Source organism: Stenotrophomonas sp. TWI1409 (assembly GCF_039673015.1).
In the GTDB taxonomy this organism is placed as follows: domain Bacteria; phylum Pseudomonadota; class Gammaproteobacteria; order Xanthomonadales; family Xanthomonadaceae; genus Stenotrophomonas; species Stenotrophomonas maltophilia_A.
In genome coordinates this window covers 1-19,372 of the sequence record NZ_JBDJKU010000053.1, presented here as the reverse complement: position 1 = coordinate 19,372, position 19,372 = coordinate 1, and the positions used below count along the sequence as shown (strand labels likewise).

Here is a 19,372-nt window from a genome sequence, read left to right as displayed (position 1 = left end):
ATGCGCTGGTTGCCGCTGTTGCCAATCTTGCTGGTGCTGAGCGCCTGCGAACACCCGGTCGATACCGGCGTGCAGGCGCTGACACCGTCGCCGGTGATCGATCGCGATGCCCCGGCAGCTGCCGAGGAACAGGAACTGGACTGGTTGCAGATGATGCCGAAGGAAGAACTGGCGGCGCTGGAGCGTGGCGAGGGCCCGGAGGTCGAGCACAACGGCAACCGGCGCATGCCGCAGTTCGGTACGTTCCGCACCGTGGACACCGTATTGCAGCGGCCGGTGCGCTTGCCGGGTTACGTGGTGCCGCTGGCCAACGCGCAGGACGGGCGGCTGACCGAATTCCTGTTCGTGCCGTACTACGGCGCCTGCATCCATGTGCCGCCGCCACCGCCGAACCAGATCGTGCACGTGGTGCTGCCGCGCCCGATCGAGATGCCGGACATGTATTCGCCGTTCTTCCTGGCCGGTACCCTGCGTGCCGAACGGCTGGACGATGATCTGGCCGGTTCCGCCTACACCATGCGTGACGCACAGCTGAGGCCGTATGAACCGTAGCGTCCTGATCGGACTGACCTGCTGCCTGGGCCTGTTGGGGTGTACGCAGGCGGGTGGGGGAGCCACCACCGGCGCCGCAGCACCGGCACAGCCGGCCACGACCGAAGCGCCCATCGCTCGCTGGGACGCGTTGCGGCCCGACGAAGTGACCTACCAGCGCCCGCCGCCGCAGATCGGCCTGTCACGCAATGGCATGGACGGGGTGGGCGGGCTGATCGATGACACCGGCTCGGGCACGCCACCGGGGCAGGAGATCGACCATTCCAGCCCGGATCGCGCCAAGCAGTTCGGCTCTTCGCGCGTGGTCGACGCTGTCGACGGTCGCGCGGTGGATCTGGATGGCTACGTGGTGCCGCTGGGCACCAACGACGCCGGGCTGGTGGATGAACTGCTGTTCGTGCCGTTCTACGGTGCCTGCATCCATGTGCCACCACCGCCACCGAACCAGATCATCCATGTGACCCTGGCCACGCCGATCGCACTGGGAGACCTGTGGGACCCGTACCGGCTTGCCGGCCGCCTGCAGGTCAAGCGCTTCGATGCGGATATCGCCAGCGCGTCCTACGACGCGGCTGCGGCGACACTGACGGCGATCCACAATTGATGCGTGCGCGCTGGACCATCGTTGCAGCAGCCTTGCTGGTGGTGGTTGCGCTGCTGGTGTGGTGGCAGCGGCAGGCTGCACCCATCGCGCCACCCGCGATCGCATTTCCGCCGCCTTCGTCCGATGCCCGCCAGCGCATCGAACAACGCCTCGGCGAAGACCACGCTTTTCGCAACGACGTGCTGTTCCTGCTTGCGGCGACCTTGCGCGACCGCTGCCAGCCGGCGCAGGCGGGACTGCTGGCGCGCATGGCCAATCGTGCATCGCTGCCGGTGCTGGCGGCGGTCAGTGCGGTGACCCAGCAGGATCCATCACTAGACCGGCCGATCTACCAGTACATCCAGCATCGGGCGGACGCGACGCCGTGTGGCCAGCCGCTGCAGATGCCGCTGGCCGGTGGACGCAGCATGGCCGTGGACATCGAGCAGTACGCGCGCACCTTCCCGGACAGCTATTTCGACCCGCAGCGCAGCAGCGAGCCGCGTGATTTCGGCGGTCTGTCGCTGCAGCAGCGGGCCGGTAACGCCTGCAACAGCGTGGTGTATTCGGTGTTGCCGCTGGGTGGCACCGATTGGCGGTGCAGCAGCCTGCGCGCCAATGCCCGTGCGCGGGTGCGCGGGCTGTGCGAGGACGAACTGCGGCGCCAGCATGGGGCAACGGGCGGGGAACTGGACATGGCCGTAGGGCAGGGCATGCAGGGTGCGGTGGTGTCGGCGATTGCCGCGCTGCCGGAAGACTGCCGATAAGCGTTTGCCAGTAGAGCCTGGCCATGCCTGGCTGGCGGTTCAGCCAAGCAGACTTGCCCCTACAGACCCTGAACTGGTGGATTCCGAAGGTCATAACTATACAGGACATCCGGTATAGTTATGACCGTATTCCACCCCCACCAGGTTCTCCCATGGCTTTGTCCCAGCCCCTGGCCGGTGCTCCGGCCCTGTCGCGTGCCCGTCGCTGGGCGCTGTTGTTCACCGTCGCCGCCGGCCTGTTGCTGGTTACGCTCGACAACTCCGTGCTCTACACCGCACTACCCACCCTGACCGAGGAACTCTCGGCCAGTGCCGGCCAGGCACTGTGGATCATCAACGCTTATCCGCTGGTGATGGCCGGCCTGCTGCTCGGCGCTGGCACGCTCGGTGACCGCATCGGTCATCGCCGCATGTTCCTGATCGGCCTGGTGGTTTTCGGCACCGCCTCGCTGGCGGCGGCCTTCGCCGACAGCGCCGCACAGCTGATCGCCGCCCGTGCGTTCCTGGCGGTCGGTGCAGCGGCAATGATGCCGGCCACGCTGGCGCTGATCGGCCTGAGCTTCCACGAAGAGCGCGAGCGCAACATTGCCATCGCGATCTGGGGCTCGGTGGCCATCGTCGGTGCGGGCCTGGGTCCGATCATCGGCGGCTGGCTGCTGCAGCACTTCTGGTGGGGCTCGGTGTTCCTGATCAACGTGCCGGTGGTGGTGGTGGCCTTCGTCGCTACCCTGCTGCTGGCACCGGAAGGCCAGCGCGATACCTCGCGGCCGTGGGACCTGGTGTCTTCGTTGCTGGCATTGGCGGCGCTGTCCGGCCTGGTGCTGGCGATCAAGTCGCTGATCGCCACGCCGCCGTCGTATGCGCTGGGTGCCGGTGCGCTGCTGCTGGCCGTCATCAGCGGCGCGGTGTTTGCACGTCGCCAGCAGCAGTTGCCGTACCCGTTGCTGGACTTCGCGATCTTCCGCAATCCGGCGTTCCTGGCCGGTACGCTGTCGGCGGTATTCACCCTGTTCGCGATGGCTGGCCTGCAGCTGGTCACCACCCAGCGCTTCCAGCTGGTGGCGGGCTTCACGCCGCTGCAGGCAGGCCTGCTGGTATCGGTGGCGGCGCTGGGCAGCCTGCCGAGTGCACTGCTGGGTGGCAGCATCCTGCACCGCGTGGGCCTGCGCCCGCTGATCTGCGGCGGCCTGGCCGCAGGTGCGCTGGGTGTCGGCGTGGTGGCGTTCGGCTTCCCGCACGGCCTCGGCTGGGTGGTGGCCGGCATGGCGATCACCGGTTTCGGCATGGGCTCGGCCATCTCGGTGGCATCCACTGCCATCCTCAACAATGTGCCGGCGCACCGCGCGGGCATGGCCTCGTCGGTGGAAGAGGTGTCCTACGAGTTTGGTGGCCTGCTCGCGGTGGCGATGCTGGGCAGCCTGAGTGCGGCAATGTACGGCGCCTTCCTGCCGGTCTCGGCGGACATGCCTGAGCTTGCCCGTGACGGCTTCACCCAGGCGCTGCATGCCGCACGCGAAAGCGGGCAGGGCGAGTGGTTCGCGCTGGCTGCGGCCGCATATGACCGTGGCTACCAGATCGTGCTGCTGGTGATCACGGTGGTGCTGGCAGTGGGCGCGGCGATCATCGCGCGCCTGCTGCGGGGGCGCGTCGGTGGCCGCGAGGGTGCGGCCGATCGCGTAAAATGACGCGATGAGAACCAGCAAGCGCGACCGCATCCTCGACGCCGCCGTCAACGTGATCAATCGTGACGGCGTGCGCGCGGTGACCTTCGAGTCGGTGGCCGCCGAGGCCAAACTGACCCGCGGCGGCCTGCTGTATCACTTCCCGTCGCGCGAGGCGCTGCTGCGCGGCATCGACGAGCATCTGGTGCAGGCCTGGGAAGCGTCGATGGAATCGCTGCTGGGCAAGACCGCAGGTGAGGCCACGGCGCTGGAGCGCTACCAGACCTTCGTGCGCGTCTCGGCGCAGAGCGCCACCCGTGCCGAGCTGATGTTCATGCTCGAATCGGCCGACCCGGACGCCGACGAGCGTCCGTGGGGACCGGCAGTGCGGCGCTGGGCACCGTTGCCGCCGTCGGCCGGACAGAATGACCCGGCCGCGCTCGACAGCTTCGTGGCGCGGCTGGCGGCCGATGGCCTGTGGATCTATGAAGCGATGTACGAAGGGCAGTTGGATGAAAGCGTGCGCGCCCAGGTGGCCGAACGCATCGCCGGGCTGCTGGCGAAGTCTGATGGGACGTCCAGCTGAGCCGTCGACCGACGCGGGGACGCCGCTCCTGGTAGAGCCGACCGCTGGTCGGCTGCTCACGAAAATCCCGCGCTTCGCGCGATAGTCGACCAGCGGTCGACTCTACCCCTCATCCATTTACCCAGCCTGCGCTGCACTCGCGGCCAACCACGCCCTCGGCGAAGCCCCCAACCGCTTGCGGAACGCCTTCGACAACGACGCGGTATCGGCAAACCCCACCTCGATCGCCACCTGCTTGACCGCCACGCCCGCACGCAGCTGCGCGCAGGCCAGGCTCAGCCGCCAATCCAGCAGATAACTGGCCGGCGTCGCCTGCATCACCTCCTTGAAGACCGCTGCGAACGCGCTGCGCGACATGCCAGCGGTGGCGGCCATGCGCGGCAGCGTCCACTCGTCCTGTGGCGCCTGGTGCATTGCCACCAGCGTACGTGCGAGCCGCGCATCGGACAGCCCGCGCATCAGCCCATGGCTGACCCCGGCCGCATCCGGATGGTCCACCACCCAGCGCAGGATCTGGATCAACGCCACCTCGAACAGGCGGTTGGTCAGCAGCCGCGAACCGCAGCGTTGGCGGTCGGCCTCGGTGAACAGCAGATGCAGGGTGTCGTCCAGCTCGTCGATCGCGGCCAGTGGCACCACCATCACCGGCGGTAGCGACTGCACGATGGGATTGCGCGCGCCGCCATCGAAGTCGAGTGTGGCGCAGGTGAAGTCCGGGCCATCCAGCGGCGCATTGAAGAACACATGATGCAGCGGCTGCGGGTACAGCAGCAGGCTCGGGGTGTCGATCTTCAACCGCGGCAGCGCGATATCGCCGTCGGGGTGACGGACCTCCATTTCACCCTGGCGCAGGATGTGCAGGAACGCACGACCGGGCTGCGGCTCGAAGACATGGCGCCCGCACAGAGGTCCGCTGTGGAACAGCGCGGCCTGCACTCGGAAGCGTTCCAGCAGAGAGGAGAGGCGGTCGGGTGCGGAGGTGTCGGTGGGCATGCTCATGGACGACTGGACAACATGTGTGGCTAATTACGACCAATACGTCCGTAGAGTCTACCTAGGATGAGCGGGTCGTCCAATCCGGGCGCTTTCCCAAGGAGATCCACCATGTCCCGTGTCCCCCTGATCGATGCCGCCAACACCACCGCCGACCGCCAGGCCCTGCTGGGCCAGGTCCACGCCGCGTTCGGCGCCACTCCGGCCATGTTCCGCGCCGTGGCCAACTCGCCGGCCGCCCTGCAGAGCATGTGGGGTTCGTTCGGCGCGCTGGGCGGCGGTCGCCTGTCGCCGTTGCTGGGTGAGCAGATCGCCGTGGCCATCGCCAACCGCAATGCCTGCGAATACTGCCTGGCGGCGCACACCGCACTGGGTCGCAAGGCTGGTGCCAGCAGCGAGCAGATGGCCGCCGCGCAGATCGGCCAGTCCAGCGATCCGGCCACCTCGGCGGCACTCGACTTCGCGCTGAAGGTGGTTGAACAGCGTGCACAGATCACCGACGGTGATGTGCAGGCGCTGCGCGCAGCCGGCTTCGATGACGAGCAGATCGTCGAGATCCTCGCCCATGTGGCGCTCAACCTGTTCACCAACTACGTCAACGTGGCGTTCGACGTGCCGGTGGACTTCCCCAAGGTGGCGCTGCGCTGAGGTCCATCAGGCCGGGGGCGTCTTGCTCCCGGCCGTTCTCAGTTATCGTGGCTGTCGTCCGCCTGCAGCCGCTCGGGGTGCGTATACACATTGAACCCGCTCTCCCGCGCGAATCCGACCAGGCACAGTCCGGCACTGCGGGCCAGGTCGATCGCCAGCGCGGTCGGCGCCGACACCGCTGCCAGCACGCTGGCACCCGCACGTATCGCCTTGCTGACCATCTCATAGCTGGCGCGGCTGGAAATCACCAGCAACCCACCGTCGATGGCGTGCTCGTTGTGATGCAGGGCGCCGATCAGTTTGTCCAACGCATTGTGACGGCCCACATCCTCGCGCACCCAGCCAATCCGCCCGCTGGCATCGGCCCAGGCTGCGGCGTGCGTCGATCCACTCACCGCATTCATCGGCTGATGCTGCGCCAGCGTGGCCAGTGCCCGCTGCAACGCGGCATGCGGATAGGTGCGACGCTCGCGGATCTGCGGCAGCGGGCGCAGCACATCCTCCAGCTGGCGCGTGCCGCACAGGCCGCAGCCACCGCGACCGGGCAGCAGGCGCCCATTGGCCGGATCCAGATCGGCACCGGGTGCGTCTTCGGAAACGGTCATCTGCAGTTCGATACCCTCCAGCTGCGGACGGACCTCGATCGACAGCAGTTGCGAGGGCGCAGTGATCAGCCCCTCGCTGAGCGAGAAACCCAGCGCGAAGTCTTCCAGGTCGCAGGGCGTGGCCATCATCACCGCGAAGGCGGCCCCGTTGTAGCGCAGTGCAACCGGCACTTCCTCGGCCACCACGTCGACCTGCTGCTGGTGCCCCTCGCTGCGCCAGCGCTGCAACGGGCGCTGGGCCGTACCGGCAGGCGGGATGTGCGGCGGGGTCGAGTCAGGCATGCAGCGCGTCCGGGCAAGGGAAATACGCAGGTGGTGGACCACCCACGGCTTCGAGAATAGCGCAGTGGCCGGGCGCTGACGCGGGTGTAACCGTTGTCATGGCACGCTGCGCTGAAAACAGCGCCTGCCTCTGGCGAAGCGGCCTTGTCCGTGCTTGACTGCGGGGCTGGCCGCGCTGCAGAAGCCGCATCTGGCCCGTCTCGCGCCGTTGATTGCTGTGTTCCTCCCGCCAGGTTCCCGAACATGTCCGAGCAGAAGCCGCCGCGTTACAAGCCCTACAACCAGCCGGCCGGTGGCTGGGGTGCCGCCGGCGCCACGGCCAAGGTGCTGTTGCAGCAGAGTGTGATCGGCAAGGGCTCGAAGGCGCTGCTGGCGATGAACCAGCCCGGTGGCTTCAAGTGCCCCAGCTGCGCGTTCCCCGATGCCGACGAACGCAAGAAACTGGAATTCTGCGAGAACGGTGCCAAGGCGCTGGCCTGGGAAGCCACCCAGTTCCGTGCTGGCCGCGAGCTGTTCGCCCAGCACACGGTCACCGAGCTGATGGCGCAGACCGACTACTGGCTGGAGATGCAGGGCCGGCTGACCGAGCCGATGCGCTACGACGCGTCCACCGATCATTACGTTCCGTGCAGCTGGGACGAGGCGTTTGCCTTGATCGGCCGTCATCTGCAGGCGCTGGACAGTCCGCACCAGGCCGAGTTCTACACCTCCGGCCGCACGCCCAACGAAGCCGCGTTCCTGTATTCGATCTTCGTGCGCGAGTTCGGCACCAACAATTTCCCGGACTGCTCGAACATGTGCCACGAGCCGACCAGCCGCGGCCTGCCGCCGGCCATCGGCGTGGGCAAGGGCACCATCGTGCTGCAGGATTTCGAGCACGCCGAGGCGATCTTCGTGATCGGCCAGAACACCGGCACCAATTCGCCGCGGATGATGAGCAACCTGGTCGAGGCGCGCAAACGCGGCATCCCGATCGTGGCGGTCAACCCGATGCCCGAGCGCGCGCTGATCCGTTTCGCCGAACCGCAGGACATGGTGCAGATGGCCACGTTCGGTTCGACCGAGATCACCAGTGAGTTCGTGCACATCCGCATCGGCGGCGACCTGGCCCTGATCAAGGGCATGATGAAGGTGATGTTCGAGCGCGAAGCGCAGGGCGAGCGCGTGCTTGACCACGATTTCCTGGCCGAGCACACGGTGGGCCTGGACGCACTGCGCGATGACGTGCTGGCGCAGGACTGGGACGAGATCGTGCAGGTTTCCGGCATCACGCAGGCGCAGATCCGCCGCTGCGCCGAGATCTACATCCGCTCCAAGGCCACGGTGATCTGCTATGGCATGGGCCTGACCCAGCATCAGTATGGTTCGACCCTGCTGCAGCAGGTGGCCAACCTGCTGTTGCTGCGTGGCAACTTCGGCAAGCCCGGTGCCGGCATCGGGCCGATCCGTGGCCATTCCAACGTGCAGGGCGACCGTACCGTCGGCATCGACGAGAAACCCAAGCCGGCCTATCTGGACCGCGTGCAGCAGGTGTTCGGCTTCAATCCGCCGCGCGAGCACGGTCATCACGTGGTCGAATCGATCGAGGCGATGCTGGACGGCAGCGCCAAGGTGTTCATCGGTATGGGTGGCAACTTCATCCACGCCGTGCCCGATACACCGCGCGCGTACGAGGCCATGCGCGGCCTGGAGCTGACGGTCGGCATCGCCACCAAGCTCAATCGCGGTCACCTGGTGCACGGCCGCGATGCCTTGATCCTGCCGGTGGTCGCGCGTTCGGAGCGCATCGTTACGTCTGCCGGCGAGCAGTTCGTCACCATCGAGGACGCGATGTCGAACGTGACCGCTTCGCGCGGCGTGCTCGAGCCGGTCAGCACGGACGTGCTCCCGGAGGTCGAGATCGTCTGCCGCATGGCGATGGCAACATTGCCGCACAGCAAGGTCGACTGGGCGAGGTGCATGCATGACTACGCTCCCATCCGGGAGCTGATCGCGGCGGTGTACCCGGAGATCTACACCGGCTTCAACGAGCGCATCCAGCAGCCGCACGGCTTCCATCTGGACATTCCACCGCGCCGTCGAGTGTGGCCCACGCCCAACGGCAAGGCCAACATCCTGGTGATGCCAGGCCTGGACGTGGACGCGCCGGTGGACGATCCCGGGATGCTGCGGTTGGCCACGGTGCGCTCGCACGACCAGTACAACACCACCATCTACAGCTACAACGACCGCTACCGCGGCGTGTACAACGATCGCATGGTGCTGTTCATGAACATCGAGGATCGGCTGGCGCGCGGGCTGGAGAAGGAGGCGCTGGTCAGCCTGGAGACAATCAGCGGCGATGGCGTGCAGCGGCGCATCGAAGGCCTGACCGTGCTGGACTACCCGATGCCGCGCGGCGCCCTGGCCGGTTACTACCCAGAACTGAACCCGTTGTTGCCGCTGGACTACTACGACCGGGTCAGCGGTACCCCAGCGGCCAAGTCGATTCCGGTAAGGATGCGGGCGATGGCCGAGGCGATTGCGTGATGCGTTCATCGGCTATCATCGTCCGGTGAACCTGCCTGGCCTGTTGCTGCGATGGATGCTTCTCCTTGCCCTGGTGCTGAATGCACCGGCGCTTGCGGTTGCCTCATCCTCGTACGCGGCGCAGTCCAGCGCGGACCATTGCGCCGCACCGCATTCGGCGGCCATGGCCGGATGCTGCGACGAGGCAGCATCAACGGTCTGCCAGAGCGATGAGTGCGAATGCCCGCCGGCCAGCCTCGGCATGCTGGCCACCCTGAGCGGAACGCCAGCGTCACCCTGGCGCGAGGCGCCTTTGCCAGCCAGCACCCAGCAACGCGCACCGCCGCCGTTGCCGGATCCGCTACGGCCGCCCATCGTGTGATTCCCTGCAGGCCTCAAGCGCCTGCCGTAGCCGCTCGACTCATTCTCGACTCTGCCTGTGCCTTCGATGCGCAGGCAGCGGGCCGCGTTGCCCGCATCTGCAAAGGAATCAACACCATGAACCGTTCTCTCTCCCTCGGCCTGCTGCTGGGCACCGTGCTGGCCACCACCGCCTGCGCGCGTGCTGCCGAAGAATCGCCTGCTGCGCCGGTTTCCAGCCAAGCCCCGGCGGCACCGATCAAGGCCAGCCCGTCGCAGGTGGATCCGGCACTGCCTATCGCCATCGTGCACAAGACCGCCAGCTGCGGCTGCTGCGGTATCTGGGTCGACCACCTGAAGGCCGAAGGCTTCCAGGTGGATGTGCGCAATACCGATGACATGAACCCGATCAAGGTCCGGCTGGGTGTGCCGGTCGGCAAGGCGTCCTGCCACACCGCCGAGATCGGTGGTTACGTGGTTGAAGGCCATATCCCGGCCGAAGACATCAAGCGACTGCTGGCCGAGCGGCCGGCCGCGCGCGGCCTGGTGTTGCCGGGCATGCCGGCCGGCTCGCCGGGCATGGAAATGCCGGATGGCTACGTGCAGCCGTACACCGTTGAACTGGTGCGCAACGATGGCACCACCGAGCCGTTTGCCCAGCACGGCCAGGGCGGCTGACAGGCGGCGGTGCCGGTCGTCCTGACCGGCACCCTTCGGAGAGCCGAGCCCACCCTCGGCGTGCTCTTTGTAGAGTCGAGCCGTGCTCGACTGCTCTGCTTCAGTCGAGCAAGCTCGACTCTACAGAATCAGCGGGCCCCGGCTGTTTCCTTGGCCAGCTGTGCGTCGAACTTCTGTTCGGCCGCATCCGCGTAGGCCTTGCAGGTCAGTGCCTTGGCGCTGGCCTTGCTGCCGGAGGCGTAGTCCCAGTTGCTGGCACCCGGATGCGGGGTCAGCAACACGTCGCAGGGCAACGCCCGCACCGTCGCGAAGCTGCGTTTGTAGTCATCGACCAGGCGCGGATAGCGCGCATTGCCCTGCAGCTGGTAGCCCGGTGCACTCAGGCTGTCGGCATAGGCGATGCGCACCGGCTTGCCCTCGCGGGTATCGCTCCAGGTCCACGCGGTGCTGCCCGGGGTGTGCCCGGGCATGAAGTGCGCTGTGAATTCGATGCCGCCCACCTCGACCACCTCGCCATCCATCACGATGCGGTCTGCACTGGCAGGCGGGTAGGTGATGCCATCGCCGAAGTGCAGATCATCGCTGCCACCACGTGCCAGCAGCACCGCCGATTCCGCGTTGGCGACCACGTGCGCGCCGCTGCGGCGCTTCAGTTCCGCCACTGGGCCTGCATGGTCGGCATGCGCATGGCTGAGCAGGATCAGACGCAGGTCCTGCGGTGCCACGCCGCGTGCCTTCATGTTGTCGAGCAGGTGGCCGGCCATCTGTGGCATGCCGCCGTCCAGCAGCACCGCACCTTCGCTGGTCTGTACCAGCAGCGCGGTCAGGTTCTCGGTGCCGATCTGCCAGGTGTGGTCAGCAATCTGCAGCGGTGCCATCGGCTGCAGCCAGGAAGCATCCACGGTGTAGGCCCGCAACTGCGGCAGTGGTGCCTCGGCGGCGCTGGCGTGCGCGACCGGAAGAACAGCGGCCAGTGTGACGGCGAGCAGGGAAAAACGCATGGTTCACGTCCGTTTGAAGGAGGCCCAGAAACTAGCATGGGCCTCCTTCATCGCGTCGCGCATAGATTTCATGGCTCCCATAAGGGCGCCATGGATCAGTACCGGTACTGCCACCCCAGCGTCAGCACCCGGCCGCGGCCCGAAAAATAGCTCGGGTTCGACGGCGTGGTCTGCGAGTAGTAGCTGATGTACTGCTTGTTCGCCAGGTTCTGCACGCCCAGCGTGAAGGCGTGCTTGTCCAGCACGTAGCGGGCCACAAGGTCCAACGTGGTGTAACCCTTGAACTCCGCCACCCGCGCGCCACGCAGGTCGAAGTCGCGGTCGAAGGCGTGGCTGGCCTGCAGGCGGGTGCTCAGCTGTGGTGTCCAGCTCTGCTCCCAGAATGCGGTCAGCCGGTTCGGCGCGATGTTGACGCCGGCCAGGTCGCTGTCGAGGCGGCCATCGACGTCGGCATCGTAGCGGCCGTTGGCCCGTGCATAACCCAGGCCCAGCTGGCTGTCGCCCAGGCGCAGGCGCAGGTTGCTTTCGAAGCCCTCCACGCGGGTGGCCTGGCGCTGCACCGCATAGGCATCGATGCCCGGATCGTAGATCAGCACCGAGCCCAGCTTGGATTCGGAGGTGTAGTAGGCGATGTCACCGCTGAAACGACCATCGTCGTACTCCAGGCCGATCTCGCGGTTGTCCGACACCACCGGTGACAGATCAATCAGATTGTCTACGCGTTGGCCGTCGCGGTTGATTGCACGCAGCACGCGGCCAACGTCGGCCACGGTGTAGCCTTCCGAATACGAGGCGTAGGCGTTGAGGCGGTCATTGATGTACCAGACCGCGCCGAAGTTGGGCAGGGTCTCGCTCATGGTCGGCTTGCCGCCGGCCACCTTGCGTGCGCCGTAGCGGGGCAGGGTGGTGTAGTCGCCTACTTCCAGCTCGCCCTTTTCGTAGCGCAGGCCGCCGGACAGCATCAGGTGGTCGGTCGGCCACCAGTGCAGCTGCAGCAGCGGCGACAGGCTTTGATAGGTGGTCTGCGGTACCCAGTTCATGCCGCTGGCCAGCAGCACCTGGTGGGTGCGGTCGCGCAGGCCGTCAAGGCCCAAGGTCACGTCCAGCGTGGTGTCGGCGATGCGGGCCCAGCTCTGGGTCAGCTTGAAGCCGCGCTTGTCCGATTCGTTCTGGGTCTGGTCCCAGGCGGCGTTGGCGCCGGTGTTGCCCCACGGATCCCACTGGCTGGCGCCATAACGGCCTTCGAAGTCCACCGCGAAGGCCTGCGCCTGGAAGCGGCCACCGAGCAGGTCGGCGGCGCTGTAGTCCAGCGTCAACGAACGCGAGCGGTTCATCGGTGGATCCAGCGGCGTATCGCCGGGCACCGAAATGGTCGGGCGGCCGGTGCGGTAATCACCGTTCACCGCCAGGTAGTTGTCCAGCCCGCGCAGCTCGTAACGGTTGGCCATCAGCTGCAGGCGGTGGCCCTCGGCAATGTTCCAGCCCAGCTTGGCGAACACGTTCGACGAGGTCGAATCCATCAGTTCGCCCTGCGCGTTGGTACCGATCGAACGGCCCTGGCCGTCGTGATACAGGCCCTGCTTCTCATAGGCCAGGCCGGCCACCAGATCGAACTGCTCGCCGCGCACGCCGACCAGTGCCGAGCCGCGCTGGCCATTGTCATCGCGGCGGCTGGGCAGGGCCGAGCTGTAGCTGATGTTGGTGTCGAGCAGGAAGGCGCCCGGCTCGCTGGGCGCGCTGCGGGTGATGATGTTGACGATGCCGCCGGTACCGCCGATGCCCTGCAGCGCGTTGGCGCCGTGGATGACCTCGATGCGTTCGATCATCGCCGGATCGATGGTGTGCGAATCACGTGAGCCATCGCGCAGCGGCGTCGACTGCGGCACGCCGTCGACCATGTACAGGATGCCGCGGCCACGCATGGTTTCGCCGTAGTTGGACATCTTCTCGCGCGCCGGGGCAAACGCCGGGATCTGCGCCGACAGCACGCGCGAGACATCCGAGCCCAGCGCCAGCTGCTGCGCGATGTCCTCGCGGGTCAGCACGGTGATGGTGTTGGGCATCGCGGTCTCGCCCTGCGGCATGCGCGCGGTCGAGGCCGATACCGTGACGCGGGCCAGCGAAGTGGTCGTGGCAGGGGACGCTGCCGATGACGCGGCCCGGGCCGGAGCGCGGAGCTTGGGCGATGCTGGCGCGGCACTCACCACGAACACCCCCGGCGAGCGCTCCTGCATCGCCAGGCCTTGCCCGGCCAGCAGGCGCTGCAGGGCGTCGTGCGGGGTGTAGCGGCCGTCGAGGGCGGGCGCGTTGCGGCCGCTCACGCTGTCGGCCGCGAACAGCAGCTGGATGCCACTCTGCCGCGCCAGCGAGTTGAGCGAAGCCTGCAGCGGGCCGGCCGGCAGGTGCAGTTCGACGGGTGCGGACGCAGCGGTCTGCGCGGTGGCGGGCAGCGCCGCACACAGGCAGGCAACGAGCAGGGTGGGGGCCAGCCGGCGCAGCGCGGCGGGCGGAACAGGGCGGGTCATGCGGGGGTCCTTCGGAAGGGTTCAAGCACTTGCCGGATGGGACGGCGCGCAACCCACCCTCGGCGTGGCAATCAATCGCGGGCGCGCAGATGCAGGCTGCCGTCGGCGGCGGTATGCACCTGGACCGGCAGGATCTCCGGCAGCAGCGCGACCGCCGTTTCGGCACGATCGGCATCGAACACGCCCGACACCTGCAGCGGACCCAGTGCCGGGTCGTCCAGCACGATCGGACGGTCGTGATAGCGCTGCAGGATGCGCAGCACCTCGCTCAGTGGCATGCGGTCGAACTGCAGCCGGCCGGAGGTCCAGTCGGCCCGGTCCGGATCCACAGCTTCCGGCGGAGACAGCGAGCCTGGCTGGGCCAGCAGGCGCTGCCCCGGCTTCAGTCGCTGCTCGGTGCCGCCGCCATCCACGCTGACACCGACCTCGCCGCGCCACAGCGTGACTTCGCTGAGATCGCCCTGGCGGTCAACATCGAACACCGTGCCGTAGTTGCGTACCTGTACCGGCCCGGCATCAACCTGGAAGCGGCGCCACGCCGAATGCTGCACCTCGAAGCGCGCATGGCCCTGCGCCAGCAGCACCCGCCGCGAACGCAGATGGCGACGGACCTGCAGGTGGGTTCCCGCGTCGAGCAGCACGCGGCTGCCGTCCGGCAGCTCGATGTCGCGGCGCTCGCCGACGGCGGTCTGGTAGTCACGCACCTGCCAGGCCGGGTCGGCCAGCAGCAGCGCGGCGGCCGCCAGCAACAGCACCGGCAGTACCCGTTTCGCGCCAGATCCGCCGCGGCGCCGCTGCAGCTGTTCCGGGCCTGGCAACGGGAAACGCTCCTTCAGTGCCTCCCGGTGCTGATCGAGCGTGTCCTCGGCGGACGGTTCGGTGGGCTGCGACGGCGGTGCCGGATCGGGTGATGCAGGACTCACCGCAGCGCACCGTGCAGCCGGCAGTCGGCCATGGCCAGGCGCAGATGACGTTCCACTGCCTTCAGGCCGATGCCCATCCGCTGCGCCACCTCGGCCTGGGGCAGCTCGTGGATCTTGTGCAGGATGAACACCTGCTGCCGCCGGCAGGGCATGCGCTCGATGCTGGTGGTCAGCCGCTGCAGCGCCTGCTGGCCCTGTGCCTGGCGCTCGGGTCCGGGGCGCTCGCAGGCGCCTTCGGGAAGCTCGGCGCGGGGCTCCACCCAGTGCCGGCGCAGATCCTCGGCGCGGCAGCGGTCGACCGCCGCATCGTGCGCGATCCTGCGCAGCAGCGCGATCGGTTGGCGGGCGTCATGCACGGCCGGGCGTTCCAGCAGGCGCACGCAGACATCGTGCACCACTTCGCGGGCCAGCCCGGGCGAGCGGAACCGGCGATGCAGGTAGTCCACCAGTTCCTCGTAGTGGCGCACCAGCGAGGTCACCAGCGGCAGCGCAGGTGGGCGGGGAAGTGTCGGCTGGGACATCCGGACGGGCAGCAAGGGTGAAAGGCGGGTGCCGGGAGGTCATCCCTGCGCATTGACGCAATACTAATGGGAACTGTTCTCGTTTGCCATGCCGCGATCATCAGGGCGATTGTTCGCCGCGCCTGGAAAGTGAATCCACGATCATCGGCTGGAGCGCAGAATCGGCCACGGCTAGCCTGCCTGCAGGCTCAAGGAGGTGGACCATGCATGTGCTTCTGGTGATGGTGGGTGGCGTCGTGCTGCTTGGGGTGTTCCTGCTGTTCGGGCGGCTGTGGAGCGTGGGCACCTCACAACTGCCCACGGCCCTGATCGCATTCGTTGCCACCTGGCTGCTGGTGACGGTGGCCAACCTGTGGGTGGGCGTCAGCAGGGCCGGCTACGGGATACGTGAAGAACTGCCGATCCTGCTGCTGGTGTTCGCGGTGCCGGCCCTGCTGGCCGGTCTGCTCTACTGGCGCCTGGCGCGCTGAAGGAAAGCCATGAGTACACGACTGCGATTGCCGGCCCTGCGCCAGCGCGACGGCCACCACGCCCGCGTGACCTACGAAGAACTGTTCTTCGACCTGGTCTACGTGTTCGCGGTCACCCAGCTCAGCCACCACCTGTTGCACCACCTGGACCTGGCCGGCGTGCTGCAGACCCTGGTGCTGTGGTTTGCGGTGTGGCTGGGCTGGCAGTATGCCTGCTGGGTCAGCAACTGGTTCGATCCGGAGGCACCGCGCATCCGTGGCCTGCTGTTTGCCACCATGCTGTTGGCCTTGCTGATGTCGTCGTCCATTCCCGAGGCGTTCGCTGACCGCGCCTGGGTGTTTGCCGGGGCCTACGCCACCATGCAGGTCGGGCGCACCGCCTTCGTGTTGCTGGAGGTCGGTCGCACGCATCCGCTGGCGCCGAACTTCCGCCGCATGCTGGCCTGGGTGAGCGTATCGGCCTGCTTCTGGCTGGCAGGCGCGGCAGCCGAGGGCAATACGCGGCTGGCGCTGTGGGCGGTGGCGGTGGCCTGCGAGTACGTCTCGCCGATGTTCGGCTTCGCGTTCCCGGGGCTGGGCCGTTCGCACACCCGCGAGTGGACCATCGAAGGTGGGCACCTGGCCGAGCGCTGCCAGCTGTTCGTCATCGTCGCACTGGGCGAGACGCTGCTGGCCACCGGTGGCGTGCTCAGCGAAGTCGAGCAGTGGAGCGGGGCGGTGGTGTCGGCGGTGCTTGCCACCTTCGCCGGCACGATCGCCATGTGGTGGCTGTACTTCGGCATCTCCAGCCGCGACGCCACCGAGGCCATCAGCCATGCTGAAGACCCCGGGCGGATGGGGGCCAACTTCCACTATGTGCACGCGCTGCTGATCGCCGGGATCATCGCTACGGCGGTGGGCAATGACCTGGTCATGGACCACCCGCACGCTGCGGTGACGCCGGTATATGCGGCCGTGCTGGTTGCAGGGCCATTGATCTACCTGCTGGGCAGCGCGCTGTACAAGCGCGTGGTGTACGGTCGCGCACCGTACTCGCATCTGATCGGTGCGGTGGCGCTGGGCGTGCTGGGTGTCGTACTGCCGCAGACCCATCTGCTGGCCGCTGGCTGGTTGACCAGCGCGGTGCTGCTGGCGGTGGGGTTGATGGATACGCGGTTGAAGCACCGCCTGCAACGGGCGTGATCTTGTCCGGTATCCAGCCCGTGCCGGGGAGAGTCGACTGTTAGTCGACTGCTCTTCCACAAGGTTGCGGAAAATCCCGCGCTGCGCGCGATAGTCGACTGACAGTCGACTCTACCGCCGCCCTCTACCGTCTGCGGTGACCTGGCCGAGTGCGGCGGCCATTGCCGCAAGCTTGCCGACCGTGTTGAGGTTGCGGGCGGTGCCCTGCTGGGCATAGGGAATCCGCAGGCGTGAGTCGGCCATGCCGTCGCCATAGTGGACGAAGATCTCGCGGGTACCCAGAGCCAGCTGCTCATCGCGCAGGCCGGTCACCCCGGCCAAGGGATCCGTGGGCAGTGCCTCATCCACGAACAGCGCGACCACGCGATTGCCGGCGGCATGCGGAAACGGATTGCGGGCGGCAACCGCTGCGATCTCGGCTGCGGAGCGCACCAATACACCCACCGGTTTTCCGGCATAGGCCTGCAGCCGTTGGCCAAGGGCTTTCCGCACGCCGGCTTCGTCAAGTCCGCTGCGGAACACCACGTTGCCGCTGGCGATATAGGTGCGGACGTCGGTGAAGCCGGCGTCTTCGCACATCGCCACCAGTTCAACCATCGGCAGCTTGCCGGTACCTCCGACATTGACTGCTCGCAGCAGTGCGACATGCACGCTCATGGGGAACCTGCCTGCAAGCGGTCGTACATGCGCACCAGGTCGACCAGCGTACGCGCGCCCATCTTGCGCATCACCTGTGCGCGGCGCACCTTCACCGTGATCTCGCTGACCCCGAGGTCGCCGGCGATCTGCTTGTTGAGGCGGCCGCGCACCACACCGTCGACCACCTCGCGCTCGCCGGGGTTGAGGGTGTTCCAGCGCTGCTGCAGGGCGTCCAGCGCCTCGCCGTCACGGCGGCGCTGGCGGTCGATCTCAATGCCCTTGTGGATCGCATCCAGCAGTTCCTGGTCACGGAACGGCTTGGTCAGGAACTCGATGGCACCGTCCTTGATCGCGTTGACACCCATTGCGATATCGCCGTGGCCGGTGATGAACACCACCGGCAGCTGCAGGCCGTGGCTGCCCATCGTGCGATGGAACTCCAGCCCGCTCTGGCCGGGCATGCGCACGTCCAGCACCAGGCAGGCCGGTGCATCTTCCAGTTCGTGTTCGAGGAACGCCTGGGTGGAGGCGAAGGCCCGTACCTGCAGGCCCATCGAGGCGAGCAGGTCTTCCAGCGCGGCGCGCACCGACGGATCGTCGTCGATCACGTAGACGATGGGTGCCGGATCGGCGGCGGGTGCAGCGGGCTTACGCATGAGGGCGTTCCGTGGCAACGGGCAGGTCAAACACAAAGCAGGCACCTCCGCCGCTGGGGCGCTCGGCTCGGATCCTGCCTTCGTTGGCCTCGATCATCGACCTGCTCAGGCTCAATCCCAGCCCGAGTCCGTGTGATTTGGTGGTCCAGAACGCATCGAACACACGCTCGGGATGATCGGCGGGCAGGCCGACACCACGGTCGCGTACGCTGAGGCTGATCCGCTGTCCGTCGCGTTGGGTCAACAGGGACAGGCGGCGATCGGCAGCCGGCACTGCTTCCATCGCGTCCACCGCATTGAGGATCAGGTTGCCGATCACCTGCTGCACCTGCACGCGATCGGCTTGCACCAGCGGCAGGTCGGCATCGAGCAGCAGGGCCACGGCCACGCCGTGCTGGTCGAGCTCGCTGCGCGACAGCGCCAGCATTTCCTCCACCGCCTGGTTCAGGTCGAACGCGCGTCGTTCCGGTGCCGCACCCTGGGTCAGGCCGCGGATGCGGGCGATCACGTCACCGGCGCGATGGGCATCGGCCAGGATGCGGGCCACGGTCTGCCGTGCCTTGTCCACGTTCGGTGGGTCCTGCGCCAGCCAGCGCTGGCAGGCTTCGGCGCTGCTGGCGATGGCCGCCAGCGGCTGGTTCACTTCATGTGCGATGGAGGTGGTCAGCTCGCCCACGGTCGACGCGCGCGCCACCCGCAGCAGCCGGCCCTGTGCTTCCTGCACTGCGGCCTTGGCCGCTTCCATCTTCAACGCCAGGTAGGTGGTGATGCCGATCACCAGCATGCCGATCACCGAGTTGACCAGGCCGATGCGGTAGGTGCCGAAGCGGGTCAGGAAGAAGCTGAGGGCGGTCAGCGCGATGCAGGCGATGGCCAGCGTGATCAGCCCGCGCGCGCTCAGCACGCGCGACGCGGCGAGGATGACCGCTGCGTAGAAGCAGGCCGCGGCAACCGCATAATCGGTGACGGTGTCGATCAGGAAGATCGCCGCCATCACGACGATCAGGGCCAGCAGCACCAGCGGGCGGCGGGGCGACAGCGATGGCATCGGGGAAGCTCCCGGGCGTGGGCGGAAAGGATAGCAAAGCCGGCATTGGTGGATGCCGACCTGGGTCGGCGTGCTCTTGTGTGGTGGGTGCCGACCGTTGGCCGGCACAAACCAGAACGATGCCTGGTAGTGCCGGCCGCTGGCCGGCAACTGCACGGTACTTCCGGAGATCACGGGGTTGCCG

General features: G+C 67.4%; 19 protein-coding genes. 10 read left to right on the top strand and 9 right to left on the bottom strand.

What is annotated here, in order from left to right; genetic code table 11:
* The 5 genes from ABE423_RS15905 to ABE423_RS15885 all read left to right on the top strand — a co-directional run bounded on the left by ABE423_RS15905 (position 1) and on the right by ABE423_RS15885 (position 4,149).
* Positions 1-552, top strand: a complete 552-nt coding sequence (locus tag ABE423_RS15905; protein WP_125893586.1) for a DUF3299 domain-containing protein — start codon at positions 1-3, stop codon at positions 550-552.
* A complete protein-coding gene (locus ABE423_RS15900) occupies positions 542-1,156 on the top strand; it encodes a DUF3299 domain-containing protein (protein WP_125893584.1) in 615 nt (204 codons plus the stop codon). Before ABE423_RS15905 ends, ABE423_RS15900 begins: the two co-directional genes overlap by 11 nt.
* Positions 1,156-1,902: a hypothetical protein gene (locus ABE423_RS15895; RefSeq protein WP_125893582.1), complete on the top strand. Its 747-nt coding sequence runs from the start codon at positions 1,156-1,158 to the stop codon at positions 1,900-1,902. The genes ABE423_RS15900 and ABE423_RS15895 overlap by 1 nt, the downstream gene beginning before the upstream one ends.
* A gap of 152 nt (positions 1,903-2,054) precedes the next feature.
* On the top strand, positions 2,055-3,587 hold the full coding sequence (locus tag ABE423_RS15890; protein WP_346486691.1) for an MFS transporter: 1,533 nt from the start codon (positions 2,055-2,057) through the stop codon (positions 3,585-3,587).
* Between the two features lie 4 nt (positions 3,588-3,591).
* The gene (locus ABE423_RS15885; protein ID WP_346486689.1) at positions 3,592-4,149 is read left to right on the top strand and encodes a TetR/AcrR family transcriptional regulator; all 558 of its coding nucleotides are present in this window, start codon (positions 3,592-3,594) and stop codon (positions 4,147-4,149) included.
* A gap of 117 nt (positions 4,150-4,266) precedes the next feature.
* Here ABE423_RS15885 and ABE423_RS15880 read toward each other — a convergent pair whose 3' ends face one another.
* On the bottom strand, positions 4,267-5,148 hold the full coding sequence (locus ABE423_RS15880) for an AraC family transcriptional regulator (RefSeq protein WP_346486687.1): 882 nt from the start codon (positions 5,146-5,148) through the stop codon (positions 4,267-4,269).
* Between the two features lie 105 nt (positions 5,149-5,253).
* Between ABE423_RS15880 and ABE423_RS15875 the strand changes: the two genes are divergently transcribed.
* Positions 5,254-5,790: a peroxidase-related enzyme gene (locus ABE423_RS15875; protein ID WP_125893574.1), complete on the top strand. Its 537-nt coding sequence runs from the start codon at positions 5,254-5,256 to the stop codon at positions 5,788-5,790.
* Positions 5,791-5,828: 38 nt separating this feature from the next.
* Here ABE423_RS15875 and fdhD read toward each other — a convergent pair whose 3' ends face one another.
* Positions 5,829-6,677 carry a formate dehydrogenase accessory sulfurtransferase FdhD gene (fdhD, locus tag ABE423_RS15870; RefSeq protein ID WP_125893572.1) on the bottom strand — a complete coding sequence of 283 codons (849 nt, stop codon included), beginning with the start codon at positions 6,675-6,677 and terminating at the stop codon, positions 5,829-5,831.
* A gap of 243 nt (positions 6,678-6,920) precedes the next feature.
* Between fdhD and ABE423_RS15865 the strand changes: the two genes are divergently transcribed.
* Complete coding sequence (locus ABE423_RS15865) at positions 6,921-9,206, top strand: FdhF/YdeP family oxidoreductase (RefSeq protein WP_346486684.1); 2,286 nt, start codon at positions 6,921-6,923, stop codon at positions 9,204-9,206.
* 477 nt (positions 9,207-9,683) lie between these two features.
* Positions 9,684-10,223 (top strand): DUF411 domain-containing protein, encoded by a 540-nt coding sequence (locus ABE423_RS15860; RefSeq protein WP_125893568.1) that lies wholly within the window; start codon positions 9,684-9,686, stop codon positions 10,221-10,223.
* A gap of 128 nt (positions 10,224-10,351) precedes the next feature.
* On the opposite strand, the gene blaL1 is transcribed toward ABE423_RS15860, so the two are convergent.
* The 4 genes from blaL1 to ABE423_RS15840 all read right to left on the bottom strand — a co-directional run bounded on the left by blaL1 (position 10,352) and on the right by ABE423_RS15840 (position 15,193).
* A complete protein-coding gene (gene blaL1, locus ABE423_RS15855) occupies positions 10,352-11,224 on the bottom strand; it encodes a L1 family subclass B3 metallo-beta-lactamase (RefSeq protein ID WP_125893566.1) in 873 nt (290 codons plus the stop codon).
* A gap of 95 nt (positions 11,225-11,319) precedes the next feature.
* Positions 11,320-13,749 (bottom strand): TonB-dependent receptor, encoded by a 2,430-nt coding sequence (locus ABE423_RS15850; protein ID WP_125893564.1) that lies wholly within the window; start codon positions 13,747-13,749, stop codon positions 11,320-11,322.
* Positions 13,750-13,820: 71 nt separating this feature from the next.
* On the bottom strand, positions 13,821-14,672 hold the full coding sequence (locus ABE423_RS15845) for a FecR domain-containing protein (RefSeq protein WP_125893562.1): 852 nt from the start codon (positions 14,670-14,672) through the stop codon (positions 13,821-13,823).
* Positions 14,669-15,193, bottom strand: a complete 525-nt coding sequence (locus ABE423_RS15840; protein WP_065723390.1) for an RNA polymerase sigma factor — start codon at positions 15,191-15,193, stop codon at positions 14,669-14,671. Before ABE423_RS15840 ends, ABE423_RS15845 begins: the two co-directional genes overlap by 4 nt.
* Positions 15,194-15,396: 203 nt before the next feature.
* Between ABE423_RS15840 and ABE423_RS15835 the strand changes: the two genes are divergently transcribed.
* Together ABE423_RS15835 and ABE423_RS15830 are read left to right on the top strand one after the other, a co-directional pair.
* A complete protein-coding gene (locus tag ABE423_RS15835) occupies positions 15,397-15,663 on the top strand; it encodes a hypothetical protein (protein ID WP_125893560.1) in 267 nt (88 codons plus the stop codon).
* A 9-nt stretch (positions 15,664-15,672) separates the two neighbouring features.
* Positions 15,673-16,845 (top strand): low temperature requirement protein A, encoded by a 1,173-nt coding sequence (locus ABE423_RS15830; RefSeq protein WP_125893558.1) that lies wholly within the window; start codon positions 15,673-15,675, stop codon positions 16,843-16,845.
* A gap of 111 nt (positions 16,846-16,956) precedes the next feature.
* On the opposite strand, the gene ABE423_RS15825 is transcribed toward ABE423_RS15830, so the two are convergent.
* From ABE423_RS15825 to ABE423_RS15815, 3 genes are read right to left on the bottom strand one after another with little or no spacing between them, the layout of a single operon-like run.
* Entirely contained in the window at positions 16,957-17,502 is a 546-nt protein-coding gene (locus ABE423_RS15825; RefSeq protein ID WP_125893556.1) for a DUF1697 domain-containing protein, read from the bottom strand.
* Positions 17,499-18,140, bottom strand: a complete 642-nt coding sequence (locus tag ABE423_RS15820) for a response regulator (RefSeq protein WP_125893554.1) — start codon at positions 18,138-18,140, stop codon at positions 17,499-17,501. The genes ABE423_RS15825 and ABE423_RS15820 overlap by 4 nt, the downstream gene beginning before the upstream one ends.
* A complete protein-coding gene (locus ABE423_RS15815) occupies positions 18,133-19,188 on the bottom strand; it encodes an ATP-binding protein (protein ID WP_125893552.1) in 1,056 nt (351 codons plus the stop codon). Before ABE423_RS15815 ends, ABE423_RS15820 begins: the two co-directional genes overlap by 8 nt.
* Between the last annotated feature and the right edge of the window lie 184 nt (positions 19,189-19,372).